Source organism: Bradyrhizobium sp. LVM 105 (assembly GCF_003957705.1).
GTDB classification, from domain to species: domain Bacteria; phylum Pseudomonadota; class Alphaproteobacteria; order Rhizobiales; family Xanthobacteraceae; genus Bradyrhizobium; species Bradyrhizobium frederickii.
Window position 1 is genome coordinate 129,917 of record NZ_QZMV01000006.1, and the last position, 16,831, is coordinate 146,747.

The following is a 16,831-nucleotide window of genomic DNA, read 5'->3' on the forward strand; positions in this document are numbered from 1 at the left end:
AGCGCGCACGCGGCTCCTGGGCCCCGGCTCAGCAGCGCATCGCTCACGCGCTGCGCTGCGTCCGGGGCACGTCTACGAGACGATAGCGGCGAATACGCCGGCGTCCGCAGCCCGACCGGCTCAGTCTGCGTATTGCCCTGCTGCCTTGATGATCGGCGCCCAGCGGTCGATCTCGCTCGTCAGCATCGCGCCCAGCGCCTCCGGCGTCGCCTTGTCCTGCGGCACCGGCTCGGTGTTGATGTCGTTGAACCGGGCGATCAGCGCCGGATCCTTCAGTGCGGCCTGGAGCGCCGCCGTCAGCTTCTGAATGACCGCCGGCGGTGTGCCCTTGGGCGCATAGATGCCGTGCCAGACGCCGAGCTCGAACCCCTTGAGGCCGGCCTCGTCCGCCGTCGGCAGGTCGGGAAGACTCTTCAGCCGCTCCTTGGTGGTGATCGCGTAGGCCTTGACCTGCTTGGCCGTGATCGGACCGGTGGTGTTGGTCGCCTGGTCGCAGGTGAGATCGATCTGCTTGCCGAGCAGATCGTTCATGATCGGACCGTTGCCCTTGTACGGCACCGTGGTGAGCTGCTTCTGGATCGCTGTCATGAACAGCATGCCGCAAAGATGCGATGCCGCTCCAAGGCCGGCATTGGCGTAGGTCAGCTTGTCGCCCTGCTGCTGGGCGTAGGCGACCAATTCCTTGAGCGTGTCGGCCGGAAAATCGGCACGCGCGATGATGGTCATCGGCGCATTGGTCACGAGCCCGATCGGCGCAAAGGCTGTCTTGGTGTCGTAGCTGAGGTTGCGATACAGCGTCGCCGCGGTCGAGATGCCGACGTGATGGATCAGCAGCGTGTAGCCGTCCGGCTGGGCGCGCGCGGCACGGGTCGAGCCGATGGTGCCGCCGGCCCCAGTCGCGTTCTCGACGATGACCTGCTGTCCCAGCGATTTCGCCATGCCCGCCGCGGTCAGGCGCGCGATGGTGTCGGTCGGCCCGCCGGCGGCGAACGGCACCAGCATGGTGATGGGCCTGGTCGGATAGTCCTGGGCGAGCGCCGCGCCAAACGGCAGGAGCAGCGCCGACACGAGGGCGATGAACCGCATGGTTTCCTCCGGTTTGTTATTGACACCATCAAAGCGCATTCCTGGCCGCGCGGCCATCACCAAAGCGACACATCAGACGCGTCAGAAGTGTTGCGATCTGTGCGAAGGCGCGCGAGCACGGCCGATGGCCTGGCCGCATCGGCTCAAGTCCGCACTCGGTTTGATGAAGCGGCGGGGTCGAAGGCCTCGTGTCCCGGACGCGACGCGCCATGAAATGACGCGACGCTGAGCCGGTTTCACGCTTCAGCGTGCGCGCGGCTGTTGGGCCCCGGCTCGGCCGCTCATCGCTCAAGCGCGGCGCAGCGTCCGGGGCACGATGACGTCGATAGCGCCTGATACGCCTTACGCGTGCTTCTTCTTCGGCTTCGCCGCCCTCGGCACCGGCTGCGGGTCCGGATTGCCCTCGATCGAGGACAGCCGTCCGGCCGTGAAGGTGTAGATGCCCGCGCGCGGGCCGGAGGCCCACGTCACCACCGCAACGCGGCGGCCGGCGGCATCGTTGGAGAGGTTGACGCTCGAGGGCGCGCCGATGCCGCGCACCACGTCGCATTCGGTATGGCCCAGCGCGACCGTGCCGCCCATCGGCGCCGTCGTCGATGCGTTGGCGTCGGCCGGCCCGGGCGGCGGCGCCATGCCGGGACAGCCGCCGTCGGCGCTGACGAGATCCTCAGCTCCGACCGGCTTGTCGGGGGTCAGCGGCGGCGACTCGATCGAGATGTTCTTGATGAAGAGACGGCCCGGCTTCTGGAACCATTCCGCGTCCTTCGACAACAGATCGCTCCCGCCCGAGCAGCCCGCGACCAGCGGTGCTACGGCAGCCAACGCAACTAACAGCGACTTGGGAAGCTTTTGATGTCGCACGATAAACCAAATTCCCCGCATGAAGGACCAGCCCTAAGCGATTGTCCCAACATCACTTTGCGGCACGAAGGTGGCCAAAGCCAGCATCGCCCGAAAAGTGCAAATTATCATTAATTGCGAAGGCCCCTAATTCCGACGCTGCCACCGGCCCCGCTCGTCGGCCTGCCAATAGGTGACATCAAATCCCCGCGCCTTGCAATCCGTCCAGGTGCTGCGGGCGAGCGCCAGCGCATCCGGGTCGTCGCCGTTGAACAGCAGCACCATGCGCGCATAGCCCTGCGCGTCCTCCGGGAGGGCGGCATTGTCGACCAGGAAGCGGACATGGGCGCCGTTGGGATTGCCCTCCTCGATCGCCAGCACGATGGGCTGATCGGCAACGTCGTTCACGCGCCATGTCGCGTGCGGCAGGAAGGAATCGTCGCGATAGGTCCACAAATGCGCGTCGAGCGCGTCGGCGCGTTCCTCCGAGGTCGACTGCACCACGACGCGCCAGCCGCGCTCGAGCGATTTCTCGAGAAGCGGCGGCAACACGTTCTCCACCGTCATGTTTTGCAGATGATAGAATAGGACTTCAGTCATCTCGGGTCATTTGCGCTCGTAATGGTCGGCGACGAGGCGATCGAGCAGGCGGACACCATAGCCGCTGCCCCAGCTGTGGTTGACGTCGGTCTTCGGCGCGCCCATGGCGGTGCCGGCGATGTCGAGATGGGCCCAGGGCGTGCCGTCGACGAAGCGTTGCAGGAACTGCGCCGCGGTGATCGAGCCGCCATGACGGCCGCCGGTGTTCTTCATGTCGGCGAATTGGGAATCGATCAGCTTGTCGTATTCGGGACCGAGCGGCATGCGCCAGACCTTTTCTCCACACTCGATGCCGGCCGTCAGCAGGCGTTCGGCCAGCTCGTCATTGTTGGAGAACATGCCGGCATGCTCGGTGCCGAGCGCGACCACGATCGCGCCGGTCAGCGTCGCCAGATCCACCATGAATTTCGGCTTCACCTTCTTGGCGACGTACCAGAGCACGTCGGCCAGCACGAGACGGCCCTCCGCGTCGGTGTTGATGATCTCGATGGTCTGGCCCGACATCGAGGTGACGATGTCGCCCGGCCGCTGCGCATTGCCGTCGGGCATGTTCTCGACGAGGCCGATGGCGCCGACCACGTTGGCCTTGGCCTTGCGCGCCGCCAGCGCGTGCATCAGGCCGACGACGCAGGCGGCGCCGCCCATGTCGCCCTTCATGTCCTCCATGCTGCCGGCCGGCTTGATCGAGATACCGCCGGTGTCGAAGCAGACGCCCTTGCCGACGAAGGCGACCGGCGCCTCGCCCTTCTTGCCGCCGTCCCAGCGCATGATCACGGTACGGCTCGGCCGCGCCGAGCCCTGGCCGACACCGAGCAGCGCGCCCATGCCGAGCTTCTGCATCGCCTTGACGTCGAGCACCTCGACCTTGACGCCGAGCTTGCGGAGCTGACTGGCGCGGCGCGCGAACTCCTCGGGGAAGAGCACGTTCGGCGGCTCGTTGACGAGGTCGCGCGCGATGATCACGCCGTCGACGACGTGGCCGGCCGCGACAAACGCCTTCTTCGCGGCAGCGGCATCGCCGACCGCAAGCGAGATGTCGGCGCGCGAGCCGCCCTCCTCGCCGTCCTTCTTCTTGGTCTTGTAACGGTCGAACTTGTAGGCGCGTAGGCGCAAGCCGGAGGCGATCGCAACCGCCTGCTCGCTCGTCATCGCGCCATCCGGCAGCTCCGCCATGACGGTCATGGCGGCAGTCCCGGCGGGAAGCTTGCTCGCGGCCACACCGCCGAATTTGAGGAAATCGTTCGCCTTCAGGCCGGCCGCCTTGCCGGCGCCGATTACGATCAGCCGGGTCGCCTTCACGCCCTCCGGCGCCAGGATGTCCAGCGCGGCCGCGCTCTTACCTCTGAAGGCAGCGGCGGCGGCTGCGCGCTTCACAAGATCGACAGCGCCGCCCAGTGCCTTGGCCGTCGCCGGGCCGAGCTTCAGGTCGTCATCGCAGAACACCACCAGGATGCCACGGGGGGCGGCAGACAAGGGGACAAAGCCGACCTTGATGGCATCGGACATAGATAACTCCTTTAATGCATGTAACTTTTCGCCGTTCGGCGGTGCCGGTCCCAGCCGAAGCTGAACGGCGATTCACTGAGGCTTGCCCTACTATGGGCCAGCGGCCCGCCCGATGCCAAGCGCCGCCGTGGCCGCCCGGCCACAACGAGCGAAATATTAACCATATATTGAGGGTGCCACGGGGCAGCCATTTTGTTGACGGATCAAAGGGATGGTAGTGAGAGAGTAAGCTGGCGGAAGAGCCCTGCGGCCAACCTTGGGGATCCCCTGACCGGGGATTGGTTGGACAAGCGGAATTTCAGCCGACATTGGGGACTTGGTGGGATTCGTGCGGTAGCGCATGGGGTCGATCGATAGGTATATCTTCCGCACGACGCTGGCGTCGTTTGCGCTGGTCCTGGTCAGCCTCACCGGCGTGATCTGGATTACGCAGGCGTTGCGCGGCATCGACCTGATGACGAGCCAGGGTCAGACCATCCTCACCTTCCTCGGCATCACCAGCCTCGTCATCCCGGCCCTGGTGCTGATCATCTCGCCGATCGCGCTGATGATCGCGATCTCGCACACGCTGAACAAGCTCGCGACCGATTCCGAGATCATCGTGATGAATGCCGCCGGCTTCTCGCCGTTCCGGCTGTTCTATCCGTTCTTCTACGCAACCTGCGTGGTGGCGCTGCTGGTTGCCTTCATCGCGGCCTATCTCGCCCCCGACGGCATGCGGCGAATCAAGCAGTGGGATGCCGAGATCACCGCGGACGTGCTCACCAACATCCTGCAGCCCGGCCGCTTCGCCCAGCTCGACAAGAACCTCACGATCCGGATTCGCGAACGCCAGCCCGGCGGCATTCTTGCCGGCATCTTCATCGACGACCGCCGCGATCCGAACGAGCGCGTCTCGATCGTCGCCGAACGCGGCGAGGTCGTGAAGAACGAGACCGGCTCGTTCCTGGTGCTGGAGACGGGCAATCTGCAGCGCTTCGAGGCGGGCAAGCGCGATCCGGCGCTGGTGGCCTTCGGCCGCTACGGCTTCGACATGTCGAAATTCTCCAACCAGGGCCGCGACGTCACCCTTGGCATCCGCGAGCGCTATCTCTGGGAGCTGTTCTCGCCGTCCGAGGACGACCCCGTCTACAGGCAGATCCCCGGGCAATTCCGCTCGGCCCTGCATGACAGCCTGCTCGCGCCGATCTATCCCTTCGCCTTTGCCGTGCTGACCTTCGCCTTCCTCGGCGCGCCGCGCACCACCCGCCAGAGCCGCAACTTCTCGATCGGCTCGTCGATCATCGCGGTGTTCGGCCTGCGCATGGCGGGCTTTGCCTGCTCGGTGATGGCGGTGAAGTCGTCGGGCCCGGTGCTGGTGCAATACGCGATGGTGTTCGGCGCCATCGGCATCGGGTTGTGGATCATCGTCAGCGGCGTCGTGGTCGAGCCGCCCCCCGGCCTGATGGAGGCCATCAACAGGTCGAACGCGCGCATCGCGCGGCTGTTCGGACGTCCGGCCACCGCATGAGCATGCTCACCAACACACTCGGGCGCTATTTCGCCGGCCGCTTCGTCGTCGCGGCGCTCGGCGTGTTCGCGAGCATCTTCCTGTTGCTGGTGCTGGTCGACTACATCGAGATGGTGCGCAAGACCTCTGGCCTCGCCTCCGCCTCGGCGCTCATGGTGGCCGAGACCTCGCTGTTCCGGGTGCCGCAGCTTCTGGAGAAGCTGACGCCGTTCTGCATGCTGATCGGCGCCATGACCTGCTATCTCGCCCTCTCCCGCCGGCTCGAGCTCGTGGTCGCGCGCGCCGCCGGCATCTCCGCATGGCAGTTCATCTCACCGGCGCTCGGCAGCGCGCTCCTGATCGGCGTGATCGCCACCGTCGCCTACAATCCGATGTCGGCCAACTTGCGCGAAGCCTCCAAGCGCATGGAGGCCGAGCTGTTCGGCTCGGCGCCGGGCGGCGGTATCCAGGACGCCTCCGGCTTCTGGCTCAATCAGGTGACCAGCGACGGCCAGACCATCATCAACGCGGCACGCAGCGAGCAGCAGGGCGTCCGGCTCACGGGGCTGACGCTGTTCCGGTTCGACCCGGAGCAGCACTTCAAGGAACGGGTCGAGGCGCGCGAGGCGACGCTCGAGGCCGGTCGCTGGCTGTTCAAGGGCGTCCGCCGCTTCTCGCTGGACGCCCCGCCGATCGACCAGGCCAGCCTGGAGATTCCGACGACGCTGACCGAGGCGCAGGTCCGCAACAGCTTCTCCACCCCCGAGACTGTGTCCTTTTGGCAACTACCGAGCTACATCCGCTCGTCCGAAAGCTCGGGCTTCGCGACAGCCGGTTACCGACTCCAGTATCAGAAGCTTCTGGCACAGCCGTTTTTGCTTGCGGCCATGGTGATGCTCGCGGCCTCCGTGTCGTTGCGCTTCTTCCGGATGGGCGGCGTGCAAAAGATGGTTTTGAGTGGCGTGGGCGCAGGCTTTCTGCTCTACGTTCTGTCGAAAGTAACTGAGGACTTGAGCAAGGCTGAGTTGATGCATCCGATCGCTGCGGCGTGGTTGCCCGTTGTAGTGGGCGGCCTCACCGGCTTTTTGGCCTTGCTCTATCAGGAGGACGGTTAGTGAGTGCCGTCCAACGAGGGCTCGTGTCTCGTTTGACGCGGCGCATGTTGATGCGCGCGAACGGGCACGGCTTGTCCATCCGCAGGCTGCTGCTCGCCGTCGTGACCGCTGCCTCGCTCGGCGGGCTGATCGACGTTGCCGCCGTGGCGCCGGCCTCCGCCCAATATACGTACAATCCGCTACCGCCGCGTCCGAAGCCGCCCAGGGTCGCCAACGACAACCAGATGCTGGTGCAGGCGACCGAGGTCGACTACGACTACAATAATTCGCGCGTCTCCGCGGTCGGCAACGTCCAGCTGTTCTACAACGGCACCAGCGTCGAGGCCGACAGGGTCATCTACGACCAGAAGACCAAGCGGCTGCATGCCGAGGGCAACATCCGCATGACGGATGCCGACGGCAAGATCACCTATGCCGAGATCATGGATCTCTCCGACGATTACCGCGACGGTTTCGTCGATTCGCTGCGCGTGGACACCGCCGACCAGACCCGCATGGCCGCGAGCCGCGCCGACCGCTCCAGCGGCAATTACACGGTGTTCGAGAACGGCGTCTACACGGCCTGCGCGCCGTGTCGGGACGATCCGAAGAAGCCGCCGCTGTGGCAGGTCAAGGGTGCGCGCATCATCCACGACCAGCAGGAGAAGATGCTGTATTTCGAGACAGCGCAGCTCGAATTCTTCGGCGTGCCGCTCGCCTACATGCCCTATTTCTCGACGCCCGACCCGACCGTGAAGCGCAAGAGCGGCTTCCTGATGCCGGGCTACATTTCCGGCACAGACAACACGGGCTATGGCGTCGAGGTTCCCTATTATTGGGCGATCGCGCCCGACATGGACGCAACCTTCACCCCGCGCTTCCTGTCGCGGCAAGGCGTGCTGCTGCAGGGCGAATTCCGACAGCGCCTGATCGACGGCGCCTACCAGATCCGCGCCTACGGCATCAACCAGCTCGATCCCGGAGCGTTTGCCGGGCAGCCCGGCGACCGCGATTTCCGCGGCGCCATCGACACCAAGGGTCAGTTCGCGCTGAACGACAAATGGGTCTGGGGCTGGGACGGCGTCCTGATGTCCGACTATTATTTCTTCTCGGACTACCGCCTCTATCAGTACCGCGATCCGCTCGGCTCGTTCCTGCTGCTGCCGACGGAAGCGCTGTCGCAGCTCTATCTGACCGGTGTCGGCAACCGCAGCTTCTTCGACGCGCGCACGATGTACTGGCTGAGCTATTCGGGTAACCAGAGCCAGGTGCCGATCGTCTATCCGGTGATCGACTATTCCAACGTGCTCAACTATCCGGTGTTCGGCGGCGAGTTCAGTTACAAAACCAATTTCGTCAACCTGTCGCGCGACCAGTCGGTGTTCGATCCGATCACGACGCTGGCCAACACCAACAGCCTGTGCACGACGGCATCGGCCGATCCGCTCGCCCGCATGCCCTCGCAGTGCCTGCTGCGCGGCTTCCCTGGCACCTACACCCGCCTCACGGCGGAAGCGCAATGGCGCAAGTCCTTCACCGACCCGTTCGGCCAGATCTGGACGCCGTTCGCGAGCCTGCGCGCCGACGCGATCAACTCCTCGGTCTCCAACCAGCCGGGCGTGTCGAACTATCTTCCCGTCGGCGACACCCAGGCGTTCCGCCTGATGCCGACCGTGGGCCTCGAATACCGCTACCCCTTCATCAACATCCAGCCCTGGGGATCGACCACGCTCGAGCCGATCGCGCAGATCATCATCCGGCCGAACGAGACCTATGCCGGCAAGCTCCCGAACGAGGACGCCCAGAGCCTGGTGTTCGACGCCTCCAACCTGTTCAGCGTCGACAAGTTCTCCGGCTACGACCGCGTCGAGGGCGGCGGCCGCGCCAATGTCGGCGTGCAGTCCACCACGCAGTTCGACAAGGGCGGCGCCGTCAAGGTGCTGTTCGGCCAGTCCTACCAGCTGTTCGGCATGAATTCCTTCGCGGTCCAGGACGCCATCAATACAGGCATCAATTCCGGCCTGGACAAGCCGCGTTCCGATTACGTCGCGAGCGCCAGCTACTCGCCCAACAGCACCTACACGTTCAGCGTCCGCTCCCGCATGGACGAGCAGACCTGGAACGTGCAGCGCTTCGAGGCGGAAGGCCGCGCCAACTTCAATCGCTGGTCGGTCAGCATGCTGTATGGCAGTTACGCAGCGCAGCCGGAGCTCGGCTATCTGACCCGCCGCGAGGGCATCCTGACCTCGGGCTCGCTGAAGGTGGCGAACAACTGGGTGGTGTCGGGCTCGGCGCGCTGGGACCTCGAGGCCAACAAGATCAACCAATATGTGGTCGGTGCCGGCTATGTCGACGATTGCTTCGTGCTGGCGGCGAACTACGTAACTTCGTATAGTTATTCTGCGGGCACCACGCCGCCCGTGTTGAGCCACGCGTTCATGTTCCAAATCGGCCTGCGCACGCTGGCGAACTCGTCGACGACCAGCAGTTCCTCCGGCCTCCAGTGAACGGTTTGAAGTGCCGGCCGCGCTTGCCCCCATCACAGGCTCGACGCGGCTGACATGCGAGCGACAATCATGACGACCCCATTGCCCGTCTTCCGCCTCCTGCTCGCCATCACTGCCGGGCTGATCCTGACCGGACTGCCCTCGCCGTCGCGCGCGCAGAACATCGTCGTCATGGTCAACGGTGATCCGATCACCGATTTCGACATCGAGCAGCGCTCCAAGCTCGACCAGCTGACGACGCAGAAGACCCCGAGCCGGCAGGAGGTCATCAACGAGCTGATCGACGACAAGGTGAAGATCAAGGAGGGCAAGAAGTACGGGGTCGATCCCAGCGCCTCCGACATCAACCAGTCCTTCGAGGGCATGGCGCAGCGCATGCGCATCACGCCGGACCAGCTCGCCAAGTCGCTCGAATCCAAAGGCCTCCGCACCGAGACGCTGAAGAGCCGCATGAGGTCCGAGATGGTCTGGACCAGCCTCGTGCGCGGCCGCTTCAAGGAGAAGCTGCTGGTCGGCGAGCGCGACGTCGCGCAGGCCGTGCAGGCCCAGACCGGCGACAAGCTGCAGGTCGAAGGCACCGAGTACAAGATGCAGCCGATCGTGCTGATCGTGCCGCGCGGCTCGTCCCCGTCGTTCCTGGAGACCCGGAAGAAGGAAGCCGAGAGCTATCGCGCGCGCGTCGGAAGCTGCGAAGAAGCCAATTCGCTGTTCCGCTCGACACCGAACGTCACCATTCGGGACGCCGTCACCAAGACCACCGCCGAACTGCCGGAGGTGCTGCGCAAGGTGCTCGACGACACCCCGATCGGCCACCTGACCGCGCCCGAGCTGACCAAGAACGGCATCGAGATGGTGGTGCTGTGCTCGCGCAAGCCGACCATGATCGACACGCCGAAGAAGCGCGAGGTCCGCGAGAAGATGTATCAGGAGAAATACGAGAAGACCCAGAAGGCCTATCTCGACGAGCTCCGCAAGGCCGCGATGATCGAATATCGCAACCGCTGATGGCCGATCGCGCAGCAAAGCCCCTTGCCCTGACCCTGGGAGAGCCCGCCGGCATCGGCCCCGACATCACGATCGCGGCCTGGCTGCGGCGCCGCGAGCTGAACCTGCCCGCCTTCTATCTGCTCGGTGACGAGGCGCTGATCGCGCGGCGGGCCAAGGCGCTCGCCCCGTCGCTGGGGGCCGGCGTCAGGACCGCGGCGGTAAGCCCCGGCGAGGCCGCTGCTGCCTTCACCGAGGCCCTGCCCGTGGTCGCCACCGGCGAGCGCGCGACCGCCGAGCCCGGCAAGCCCGACGCATCGAGCGCGCCCGCCGCGCTCGCCTCGATCCGGCAGGCGGTCACCGATGTTCGCGAGGGCCGCGCCGGCGCCGTCGTCACCAATCCGATCGCCAAGAGCGTGCTCTACCGCTCGGGCTTCCGTCATCCCGGCCACACCGAATTCCTCGCCGAGCTCGCCGCCAAGAACGGGGGCGTGCCGCAGCCGGTGATGATGCTATGGTCGCCGCAACTCGCCGTGGTGCCCGTGACCATTCACGTCTCGATCCGCGATGCCTTGGCCCAGCTCACCAGCGAGCTGATCGTCTCGACGGTGCGCATCGTCGCAACCGAGCTGAAATCCCGTTTTGGCATCGCGCGGCCGCGCATCGCGGTCTCCGGCCTCAATCCGCATGCCGGCGAGGACGGCTCGCTCGGCCACGAGGAGCAGAGCATTATCGCCCCGGCGCTGAAAGTCCTGCGCAACGACGGCATCGAGACCAGGGGCCCGCTGCCCGCCGACACTATGTTCCACGAGGCCGCGCGCAGCACCTATGACTGCGCCATCTGCATGTATCACGATCAGGCGCTGATCCCGATCAAGACGGTCGCGTTCGACAACGCGGTCAATGTCACGCTCGGCCTGCCCTTCGTCCGCACCTCGCCCGATCACGGCACCGCCTTCGACATCGCCGGCACGGCCAAGGCCAACCCGGCGAGCCTGATCGCAGCCTTGAGGCTCGCCAGCCGCATGGCGGCTTCACCAAGCCCACAAAGCTGATGAGCGCGATCGACGACCTCCCGCCGCTGCGCGAGGTCATTCGCCGCCACGCGCTGTCGGCGCGCAAATCGCTCGGCCAGAACTTTCTGCTCGACCTCAATCTCACGGCGCGGATCGCGCGCGCCGCGGCGCCGCTCGAGGATTCCACCATCGTCGAGATCGGCCCCGGCCCGGGCGGGCTGACGCGCGCCCTGCTCGCGCTCGGCGCGAGGCGGGTGATCGCCATCGAGCACGACGAGCGCGCGATCCCGGCGTTGCAGGATATTTCCGCGCACTATCCTGACAGGCTCGAGATCGTGCACGGCGACGCCATGACATTCGATCCCCGCCCGTTGCTCAATGGCGAGCGAGCAAAGATCGTCGCCAACCTGCCCTACAACATCGCGACCCAGCTCTTGATCAACTGGCTCACCAGCGAGCCCTGGCCGCCCTGGTACGACATGATGGTGCTGATGTTCCAGCGCGAGGTCGGCGAGCGCATCGTGGCGCGCGAGGACGAGGAGGCCTATGGCCGGCTCGGCGTGCTCGCCAACTGGCGCTGCGAGACCAAGATCCTGTTCGACATCGCGCCGTCCGCCTTCGTCCCGCCGCCCAAGGTCACCTCCTCCGTCGTGCGCCTCAAGCCGCGCGCAGAGCCGCTTGCCTGCGATCGCAAGCTGCTCGAACAGGTCGCCGCCGCCGCCTTCGGCCAGCGCCGCAAGATGCTGCGGCAAAGCCTGAAGGCGCTCGGCGTCGATCCGGCCCGGCTCGCGCAGGCCGCCGGCGTCGATGCGACGCGGCGCGCGGAGACCATTCCCATTTCCGGCTTTGTTGCCATGGCGCGCGAATTGGCGGATATACGCAGCGAAACCGAGTAACCAAGAATTCCGGAGGAAAGAAAATGGCGCTGATGCGCAGGCAGTCCCTGGTCAAGTTCGACGCGCCCTTGTGCGAGACCATCGTCGACACGCCGAAGCCGCAAGGCCGCGAGGTGCTGGTGCGCATCGAGCGCTGCGGCCTCTGCCATTCCGACCTGCACATCCAGGACGGCTATGCCGATCTCGGCGGCGGCAAGAAGCTCGACACCACGCGCGGCATGACGCTGCCGTTCACGCTGGGCCACGAGATCGCCGGCGTGGTCGACGAGGTCGGCCCCGACCTGCCGGCGGGTCTCGTCGGCGCGAAGAAGGCCGTCTTTCCCTGGATCGGCTGCGGCCAGTGCCGCGACTGCGCCAATGGCGACGAGAATCTTTGCGTGAAGCAGCGCTTCCTCGGCGTCTCCATCGACGGGGGCTTTGCCACCCACGTGCTGGTGCCCGACGCGAAATATCTGCTCGACTACGATCCCCTGCCCGTCAACCAGGCCGCGACCCTGATGTGCTCCGGCGTCACCGCCTATGGCGCGCTCAAGCGCCTGGTCGACCGCCCGCGCCAGCGCAACCTACTGCTGATCGGTCTCGGCGGCGTCGGCATGATGGGACTGTCGTTCGCCCAGGCGATGTTCAGGCAGCCGATCACGGTCGCCGACCTCTCGCCGGCCGCGCGCGAGACCGCGCTCAAGAACGGCGCCGCAATCGCCTACGACCCGTCCGAGCCCGACGTGATCAAGCGCATCCTGAAGGAGACCGAGGGCGGCTTCGACGAGATCGTCGATTTCGCCGGCAACGAGAAGTCGATGGCCTTTGCGGTCGCAGTCGCCGCGCGCGGCGGCAAGATCGTGGTCTCCGGCCTGATGGGCGGCCAGTTCACGCTGCCGATGGTGCAATGGGTCTACAAGCGGATGACCATCGAGGGCTTCATGGTCGGCACGCTGGCCGAAGCCCACGAGCTGATGGCGCTGGCACGCGCCGGCAAGATCAGGCCGACGCCGATGCGCGAGGAGCCGATGGGCGAGGTCCAGAAATGGATCGACGAGCTTCGTGCCGGCAAGGTCGTCGGCCGCATCGTGCTGAAGAACTGACCGATCGCTTGCTGCGGGCCCGACGCAAGTTGCGCCCGCCGCACGGAACGCCTTCGACCTCGCCGCGTTGGCAGCGCATGTCCATCCGCTGCACCGTCGAAAGCGCATTCTTCATCGCCTGGAGCTGCCTCGAGCAGAGCGGCGAGCTCGGCCCGCCGGACGAGAGCGCGAACGTCCTTCTCGACGCCATCGAAGCCCAGCTCAGGACCGGCGAACGCCGGCAGCTGATGCTGGCCAACAGGGCGATCGACGCCTATCGCGTGCATGCGGCCGAACGCCGATCCACAGGGGACCGCGAAGCCCGCGTCGGGTGATGTTTCATCGCGCATGCGGGCCCGGCGGCAGAGGCCGGCGCGCGAACTTTTCGACCCCGAGCCTCGCCTTGTGTGCACTTTGGAACCGTTGGTTCCGCCACGGAAACGTAGGGTTCTGACCGGCGCCGATTCCCGGCCAGCCAAGAGAAGAGACTGTGACCGGTCGGCCCCAGAACGATCTGCTCCGGCAGCTCGCCCCGCGAGATTTCGAACTTCTTGCACCTCATCTCCAGCCGGTCGACATCGAGGCGGGCCACATCCTGCATCACGCCGGCGACGCCGTGACGGCGGTCCATTTCCCATGCGGCCCCACGCTCGTGTCGTTCGCCGTTCCGGTCGAGGATGATCGCGAGGTCGAAAGCCTGCTGGTTGGACGCGAGGGTGCGGTGGGTGTTGCCGCCGGCCGCAATCTTTCGCTCGCCTATTCCCGTATCGTCGTGAAGCTCGGCGGCACGCTCGTCCGGCTGCCGCTGCGCGCGCTCGAGCAGGCGCAGCAGAGGTCGGCCGCGCTGGAAGAGGCGTTTTCGCGCTACGCCGATTGCCAGTTCGCGCAATTGCTGCAAAACGCGGCCTGCAACGCCGCGCATTCGATCGAGCAGCGCGCCGCCAAGTGGATCATCTCCACGCAGGAGCGTATCGGCCAGGCCGAGATCCCCCTCACCCACGAGCAGCTCGCCGGCATGCTCGGCGTCTCCCGCAGCTATGCCAGCCGCGTCATCCAGATGTTCAAGGCGCGGCGCATCCTCGCCACCCGGCGCGGCGCCATCCTGATCCTCGACGCAGCGGCGCTCGCCGCCAGAGCCTGCTGCTGCAACGATTGGGTGAAGAAGCATTTTGACGAAGTGCTCGGCGCGGCATCCGCCGATGGCTAGCATGCCGGCGGACTCACGCCGGCGGCGGCGACTGCCGTTTCTGGTGCAGATAGGTCGGGCTGAAATCGCCGAGTCGCTGCAAGTCGCGCCATTTCAGCACGATCAGCTCGCCCTCTCGCAGATCCATGGCGCCGCTGCGCCTGAGCTCGGCGAGCGTCCGGTTCACGGTCGCAATCGCCATGCCCAGCGTCTCGCCGAGCTGCGCCAGGCTGATCGGCAAGGGGCAGCGATTGCCGCGGACGAGCTGCGCGGCGCGGGCGCGGTAGAACAGCTCGCAGAACAGGTGCGCCATACGCGCCTGCATCGGCCGGGCGCTGTTGTTGGTGATGGCTTCGCGAAAGATCGCGGCATCGAGTAGCGTCTCGCGCCAGATGGCCAACCCAAAGCTCGGCCGCCGCCGGAACGCGATGAACAATTCGCGATGCGGGATGAAGGCGACCGAGGCGGGCCCCAGCGCGCTCAATCCGTGGTCCATCTGGTCGATGAACAGGCCCTGCGCGTCCGGCAGGTCGCCGGTGAGGTGGAAGGCGAGATATTGCCGCCCGCCGCCGCCGAGCAGATGGTAGCGCGCGACCATGCCCGAGACGACCAGCACCGAATGCTCGGGTTCGTCGCCCTGGCGGATGAAATCCTCGTTCGACTCGAAATCGCGCAGCGTGAAGGTGAGCGCGCGAATCTCGGCGAGATCCTCCGGTGCGAGCGCGGTGTGCTCGCACAGGTTCCGGATCAGCACGTCGTGGGCTTTTTCCATGGGGCCGCCAAAAATCGCGCCGGGTTCTATCAAATGATACGTCCGGCATGGCTTCAGCGGACTAGAACGCGTCTCGGAAGCAGAGGTTGCTAATCGATCTGCGACCGTACCGGGTCGCATCCACCCCGTCACCTCGACGACGAGCCGAGCCGTCCCTTCATGAGCCCTGCGACGATTCTGGAACGTATCCGCAGCCTGTTCACGCCGGATACGAGCGAGCACCTCGACAGCATCGAGAATGCCTTCGTCGAAGGCACGCTGAAGCAGCCGGTCCGGCCGATGTCCGATCAGGAACTCGCCCGTGCCATTCGCGAGTTCCGCTCTGCGCCCGTCTCCGCCTGGACCCTCGCAAAGCTGTCTGGGCGCCTCGTCGAGGCATCCAGGTCGCGCGCGAATTGAACCGGCACGCGAGGCTCATGCCGCATCAGAAGTTCATCGCGCGTCTGCAGGCCGTCGAAGACCTGTCCGAGGACGAACGTCGACAGATCGCCGCCCTGCCCGCCACGCTGCGCCAGGTCGCCGACGGCGAGATCGTGCTACGCCAGGGCGAGACCGCCTCGCGCTGCGTCTTCGTCGTGCACGGCTTCCTCTACCAGACCCGCATCGTCGGCGACCGCAGCCAGATCCTTGCCTTCCACGTTCCCGGCGACATGCCCTGCCTGCACACGCTGCTGGTCTCGCCGATGGATGCAGACCTCGTCGGCCTCGGACCGACTATCGTCGGCGCGGTCGCGCACAGCCAGCTCAAGCAGCTTCTCGACGGCTCGGTGCATTTGACTCGCGCGTTCTGGCGCGAGACGCTGATCGATGCGGCGATCTCGCGACGATGGATCGCCCGCCTCGGCGCGCAAGCGGCCCTGGCCAAGGTCGCGCACCTCATCTGCGAGCTCGCCGCAAGGCTGGAGCTCGTCGGCCTTCTCGACGACGGCTGCTTCCAGATGCCGATGACGCAGCGGCACGTTGCAGATGCCTGCGGACTCTCGATCGTCCACGTCAATCGCACCATCCAGGAGCTGAGGCATCGTGGATTGATCGCCTGGGAGGGCAGCGAGATCGAGCTGCTGCAACCAGAGGAGCTGCGCAAGCTTGCGGACTTCGCGCCGGACTATCTGACGGGAGCGCCGCGGACGTGAGGAGAAACCGCCGAGCAGCGCTACCCGCCGGCTCGCGATCGCGGCCGCTCTTTCCGCCACGCGCGCAGCAGCGGGCCGCCGCGGCCAAGGACCGGATCCGTCTTCGGCTTCCGGACCTTGGCGATGCGCTTGATGGCGTCGGGACGCTCGCGCGTGTCAGTGCACTCGTCATAGGTCCCGTCCTGCGGATAGGCGCCGACCACCAGAAAATCCCGACTGGACTCGATGAGACGGTGTCCCGTGCCTGCGGGAAGGACCAGAACATCGCCGGGCCTCACACTCAGGATTCGCCCCTTGATCCCGCCGCACTCGATTCTGGCCGAGCCGCGTGCCACACCCATCACCTCATGGATCTGCGAATGATAATGGACGAAGTCGTACACGGTATCGCGCCATGACCGGCCCCAGCCATTCGCATCGAACATCGTGTCGATGATGACGTCAGGGCGAAAGCGCCGGCTCGTCAGCTTCACCGCCCCGCGATAGAGCAATGCTGGAAATTTCGGATTGTTTGGCACGATGCCGTCGTCGCGAAAATGGAGGGCGGCTGGCCTTCGCGCCCGCACCAGCGCCCGCAGCGCTGCTGCATTGGGACGGTCCTCCACCAGCTTCCTGGCGAAATTCTTGACCTGATCCTTGATCGGCATGGCGCCTCCTCAGC

17 protein-coding genes are annotated in these 16,831 nt (G+C 65.9%); 11 read left to right on the forward strand and 6 right to left on the reverse strand.

Going from position 1 to position 16,831, the window contains the following annotated elements; genetic code table 11:
• Positions 1-120: 120 nt before the first annotated feature.
• The 4 genes from D6B98_RS18855 to D6B98_RS18870 all read right to left on the reverse strand — a co-directional run bounded on the left by D6B98_RS18855 (position 121) and on the right by D6B98_RS18870 (position 4,032).
• Positions 121-1,086 (reverse strand): tripartite tricarboxylate transporter substrate binding protein BugD, encoded by a 966-nt coding sequence (locus D6B98_RS18855; protein ID WP_126258450.1) that lies wholly within the window; start codon positions 1,084-1,086, stop codon positions 121-123.
• 342 nt (positions 1,087-1,428) lie between these two features.
• Complete coding sequence (locus D6B98_RS18860; RefSeq protein ID WP_164718712.1) at positions 1,429-1,908, reverse strand: hypothetical protein; 480 nt, start codon at positions 1,906-1,908, stop codon at positions 1,429-1,431.
• Between the two features lie 165 nt (positions 1,909-2,073).
• Positions 2,074-2,526 (reverse strand): DNA polymerase III subunit chi, encoded by a 453-nt coding sequence (locus D6B98_RS18865; protein WP_126258452.1) that lies wholly within the window; start codon positions 2,524-2,526, stop codon positions 2,074-2,076.
• Between the two features lie 6 nt (positions 2,527-2,532).
• A complete protein-coding gene (locus D6B98_RS18870) occupies positions 2,533-4,032 on the reverse strand; it encodes a leucyl aminopeptidase (RefSeq protein ID WP_126258453.1) in 1,500 nt (499 codons plus the stop codon).
• 340 nt (positions 4,033-4,372) lie between these two features.
• Between D6B98_RS18870 and lptF the strand changes: the two genes are divergently transcribed.
• From lptF to D6B98_RS18915, 9 genes are all read left to right on the forward strand, one after another.
• A complete protein-coding gene (gene lptF, locus D6B98_RS18875; RefSeq protein WP_126258454.1) occupies positions 4,373-5,542 on the forward strand; it encodes an LPS export ABC transporter permease LptF in 1,170 nt (389 codons plus the stop codon).
• Positions 5,539-6,636, forward strand: coding sequence for an LPS export ABC transporter permease LptG (lptG, locus tag D6B98_RS18880; RefSeq protein ID WP_126258455.1), 1,098 nt, complete (start codon positions 5,539-5,541; stop codon positions 6,634-6,636). The genes lptF and lptG overlap by 4 nt, the downstream gene beginning before the upstream one ends.
• Positions 6,636-9,122 carry an LPS-assembly protein LptD gene (locus tag D6B98_RS18885; protein WP_164718713.1) on the forward strand — a complete coding sequence of 829 codons (2,487 nt, stop codon included), beginning with the start codon at positions 6,636-6,638 and terminating at the stop codon, positions 9,120-9,122. The genes lptG and D6B98_RS18885 overlap by 1 nt, the downstream gene beginning before the upstream one ends.
• 69 nt (positions 9,123-9,191) lie before the next feature.
• The gene (locus D6B98_RS18890) at positions 9,192-10,127 is read left to right on the forward strand and encodes a SurA N-terminal domain-containing protein (protein ID WP_164718714.1); all 936 of its coding nucleotides are present in this window, start codon (positions 9,192-9,194) and stop codon (positions 10,125-10,127) included.
• Positions 10,127-11,161, forward strand: a complete 1,035-nt coding sequence (pdxA, locus tag D6B98_RS18895; protein WP_126258458.1) for a 4-hydroxythreonine-4-phosphate dehydrogenase PdxA — start codon at positions 10,127-10,129, stop codon at positions 11,159-11,161. Before D6B98_RS18890 ends, pdxA begins: the two co-directional genes overlap by 1 nt.
• The gene (gene rsmA, locus D6B98_RS18900) at positions 11,161-12,018 is read left to right on the forward strand and encodes a 16S rRNA (adenine(1518)-N(6)/adenine(1519)-N(6))-dimethyltransferase RsmA (RefSeq protein ID WP_126258459.1); all 858 of its coding nucleotides are present in this window, start codon (positions 11,161-11,163) and stop codon (positions 12,016-12,018) included. The genes pdxA and rsmA overlap by 1 nt, the downstream gene beginning before the upstream one ends.
• Before the next feature lie 23 nt (positions 12,019-12,041).
• The gene (locus tag D6B98_RS18905; RefSeq protein ID WP_126258460.1) at positions 12,042-13,100 is read left to right on the forward strand and encodes an alcohol dehydrogenase; all 1,059 of its coding nucleotides are present in this window, start codon (positions 12,042-12,044) and stop codon (positions 13,098-13,100) included.
• Positions 13,101-13,177: 77 nt separating this feature from the next.
• Positions 13,178-13,414, forward strand: a complete 237-nt coding sequence (locus tag D6B98_RS18910) for a hypothetical protein (protein ID WP_126258461.1) — start codon at positions 13,178-13,180, stop codon at positions 13,412-13,414.
• Positions 13,415-13,569: 155 nt separating this feature from the next.
• Positions 13,570-14,286: a Crp/Fnr family transcriptional regulator gene (locus D6B98_RS18915; RefSeq protein WP_126258462.1), complete on the forward strand. Its 717-nt coding sequence runs from the start codon at positions 13,570-13,572 to the stop codon at positions 14,284-14,286.
• A 13-nt stretch (positions 14,287-14,299) separates the two neighbouring features.
• Here D6B98_RS18915 and D6B98_RS18920 read toward each other — a convergent pair whose 3' ends face one another.
• Positions 14,300-15,037: a Crp/Fnr family transcriptional regulator gene (locus D6B98_RS18920; RefSeq protein ID WP_126258463.1), complete on the reverse strand. Its 738-nt coding sequence runs from the start codon at positions 15,035-15,037 to the stop codon at positions 14,300-14,302.
• A gap of 159 nt (positions 15,038-15,196) precedes the next feature.
• Between D6B98_RS18920 and D6B98_RS18925 the strand changes: the two genes are divergently transcribed.
• Positions 15,197-15,436 carry a hypothetical protein gene (locus tag D6B98_RS18925; RefSeq protein WP_126258464.1) on the forward strand — a complete coding sequence of 80 codons (240 nt, stop codon included), beginning with the start codon at positions 15,197-15,199 and terminating at the stop codon, positions 15,434-15,436.
• Between the two features lie 17 nt (positions 15,437-15,453).
• Entirely contained in the window at positions 15,454-16,170 is a 717-nt protein-coding gene (locus D6B98_RS18930) for a Crp/Fnr family transcriptional regulator (protein ID WP_126258465.1), read from the forward strand.
• A 20-nt stretch (positions 16,171-16,190) separates the two neighbouring features.
• On the opposite strand, the gene D6B98_RS18935 is transcribed toward D6B98_RS18930, so the two are convergent.
• Positions 16,191-16,817 carry a cupin gene (locus tag D6B98_RS18935; protein ID WP_126258466.1) on the reverse strand — a complete coding sequence of 209 codons (627 nt, stop codon included), beginning with the start codon at positions 16,815-16,817 and terminating at the stop codon, positions 16,191-16,193.
• Between the last annotated feature and the right edge of the window lie 14 nt (positions 16,818-16,831).

Bases quoted from the DNA above. Each gene is read 5' to 3' on its own strand.
- D6B98_RS18855 (WP_126258450.1), bottom strand. From the start codon at position 1,086: ATGCGGTTCATCGCCCTCGTGTCGGCGCTGCTCCTGCCGTTTGGCGCG.
- D6B98_RS18865 (WP_126258452.1), bottom strand. From the start codon at position 2,526: ATGACTGAAGTCCTATTCTATCATCTGCAAAACATGACGGTGGAGAAC.
- D6B98_RS18870 (WP_126258453.1), bottom strand. From the start codon at position 4,032: ATGTCCGATGCCATCAAGGTCGGCTTTGTCCCCTTGTCTGCCGCCCCC.
- lptF (WP_126258454.1), top strand. From the start codon at position 4,373: ATGGGGTCGATCGATAGGTATATCTTCCGCACGACGCTGGCGTCGTTT.
- lptG (WP_126258455.1), top strand. From the start codon at position 5,539: ATGAGCATGCTCACCAACACACTCGGGCGCTATTTCGCCGGCCGCTTC.
- D6B98_RS18890 (WP_164718714.1), top strand. From the start codon at position 9,192: ATGACGACCCCATTGCCCGTCTTCCGCCTCCTGCTCGCCATCACTGCC.
- pdxA (WP_126258458.1), top strand. From the start codon at position 10,127: ATGGCCGATCGCGCAGCAAAGCCCCTTGCCCTGACCCTGGGAGAGCCC.
- rsmA (WP_126258459.1), top strand. From the start codon at position 11,161: ATGAGCGCGATCGACGACCTCCCGCCGCTGCGCGAGGTCATTCGCCGC.
- D6B98_RS18905 (WP_126258460.1), top strand. From the start codon at position 12,042: ATGGCGCTGATGCGCAGGCAGTCCCTGGTCAAGTTCGACGCGCCCTTG.
- D6B98_RS18910 (WP_126258461.1), top strand. From the start codon at position 13,178: ATGTCCATCCGCTGCACCGTCGAAAGCGCATTCTTCATCGCCTGGAGC.
- D6B98_RS18920 (WP_126258463.1), bottom strand. From the start codon at position 15,037: ATGGAAAAAGCCCACGACGTGCTGATCCGGAACCTGTGCGAGCACACC.
- D6B98_RS18925 (WP_126258464.1), top strand. From the start codon at position 15,197: ATGAGCCCTGCGACGATTCTGGAACGTATCCGCAGCCTGTTCACGCCG.
- D6B98_RS18930 (WP_126258465.1), top strand. From the start codon at position 15,454: ATGCCGCATCAGAAGTTCATCGCGCGTCTGCAGGCCGTCGAAGACCTG.
- D6B98_RS18935 (WP_126258466.1), bottom strand. From the start codon at position 16,817: ATGCCGATCAAGGATCAGGTCAAGAATTTCGCCAGGAAGCTGGTGGAG.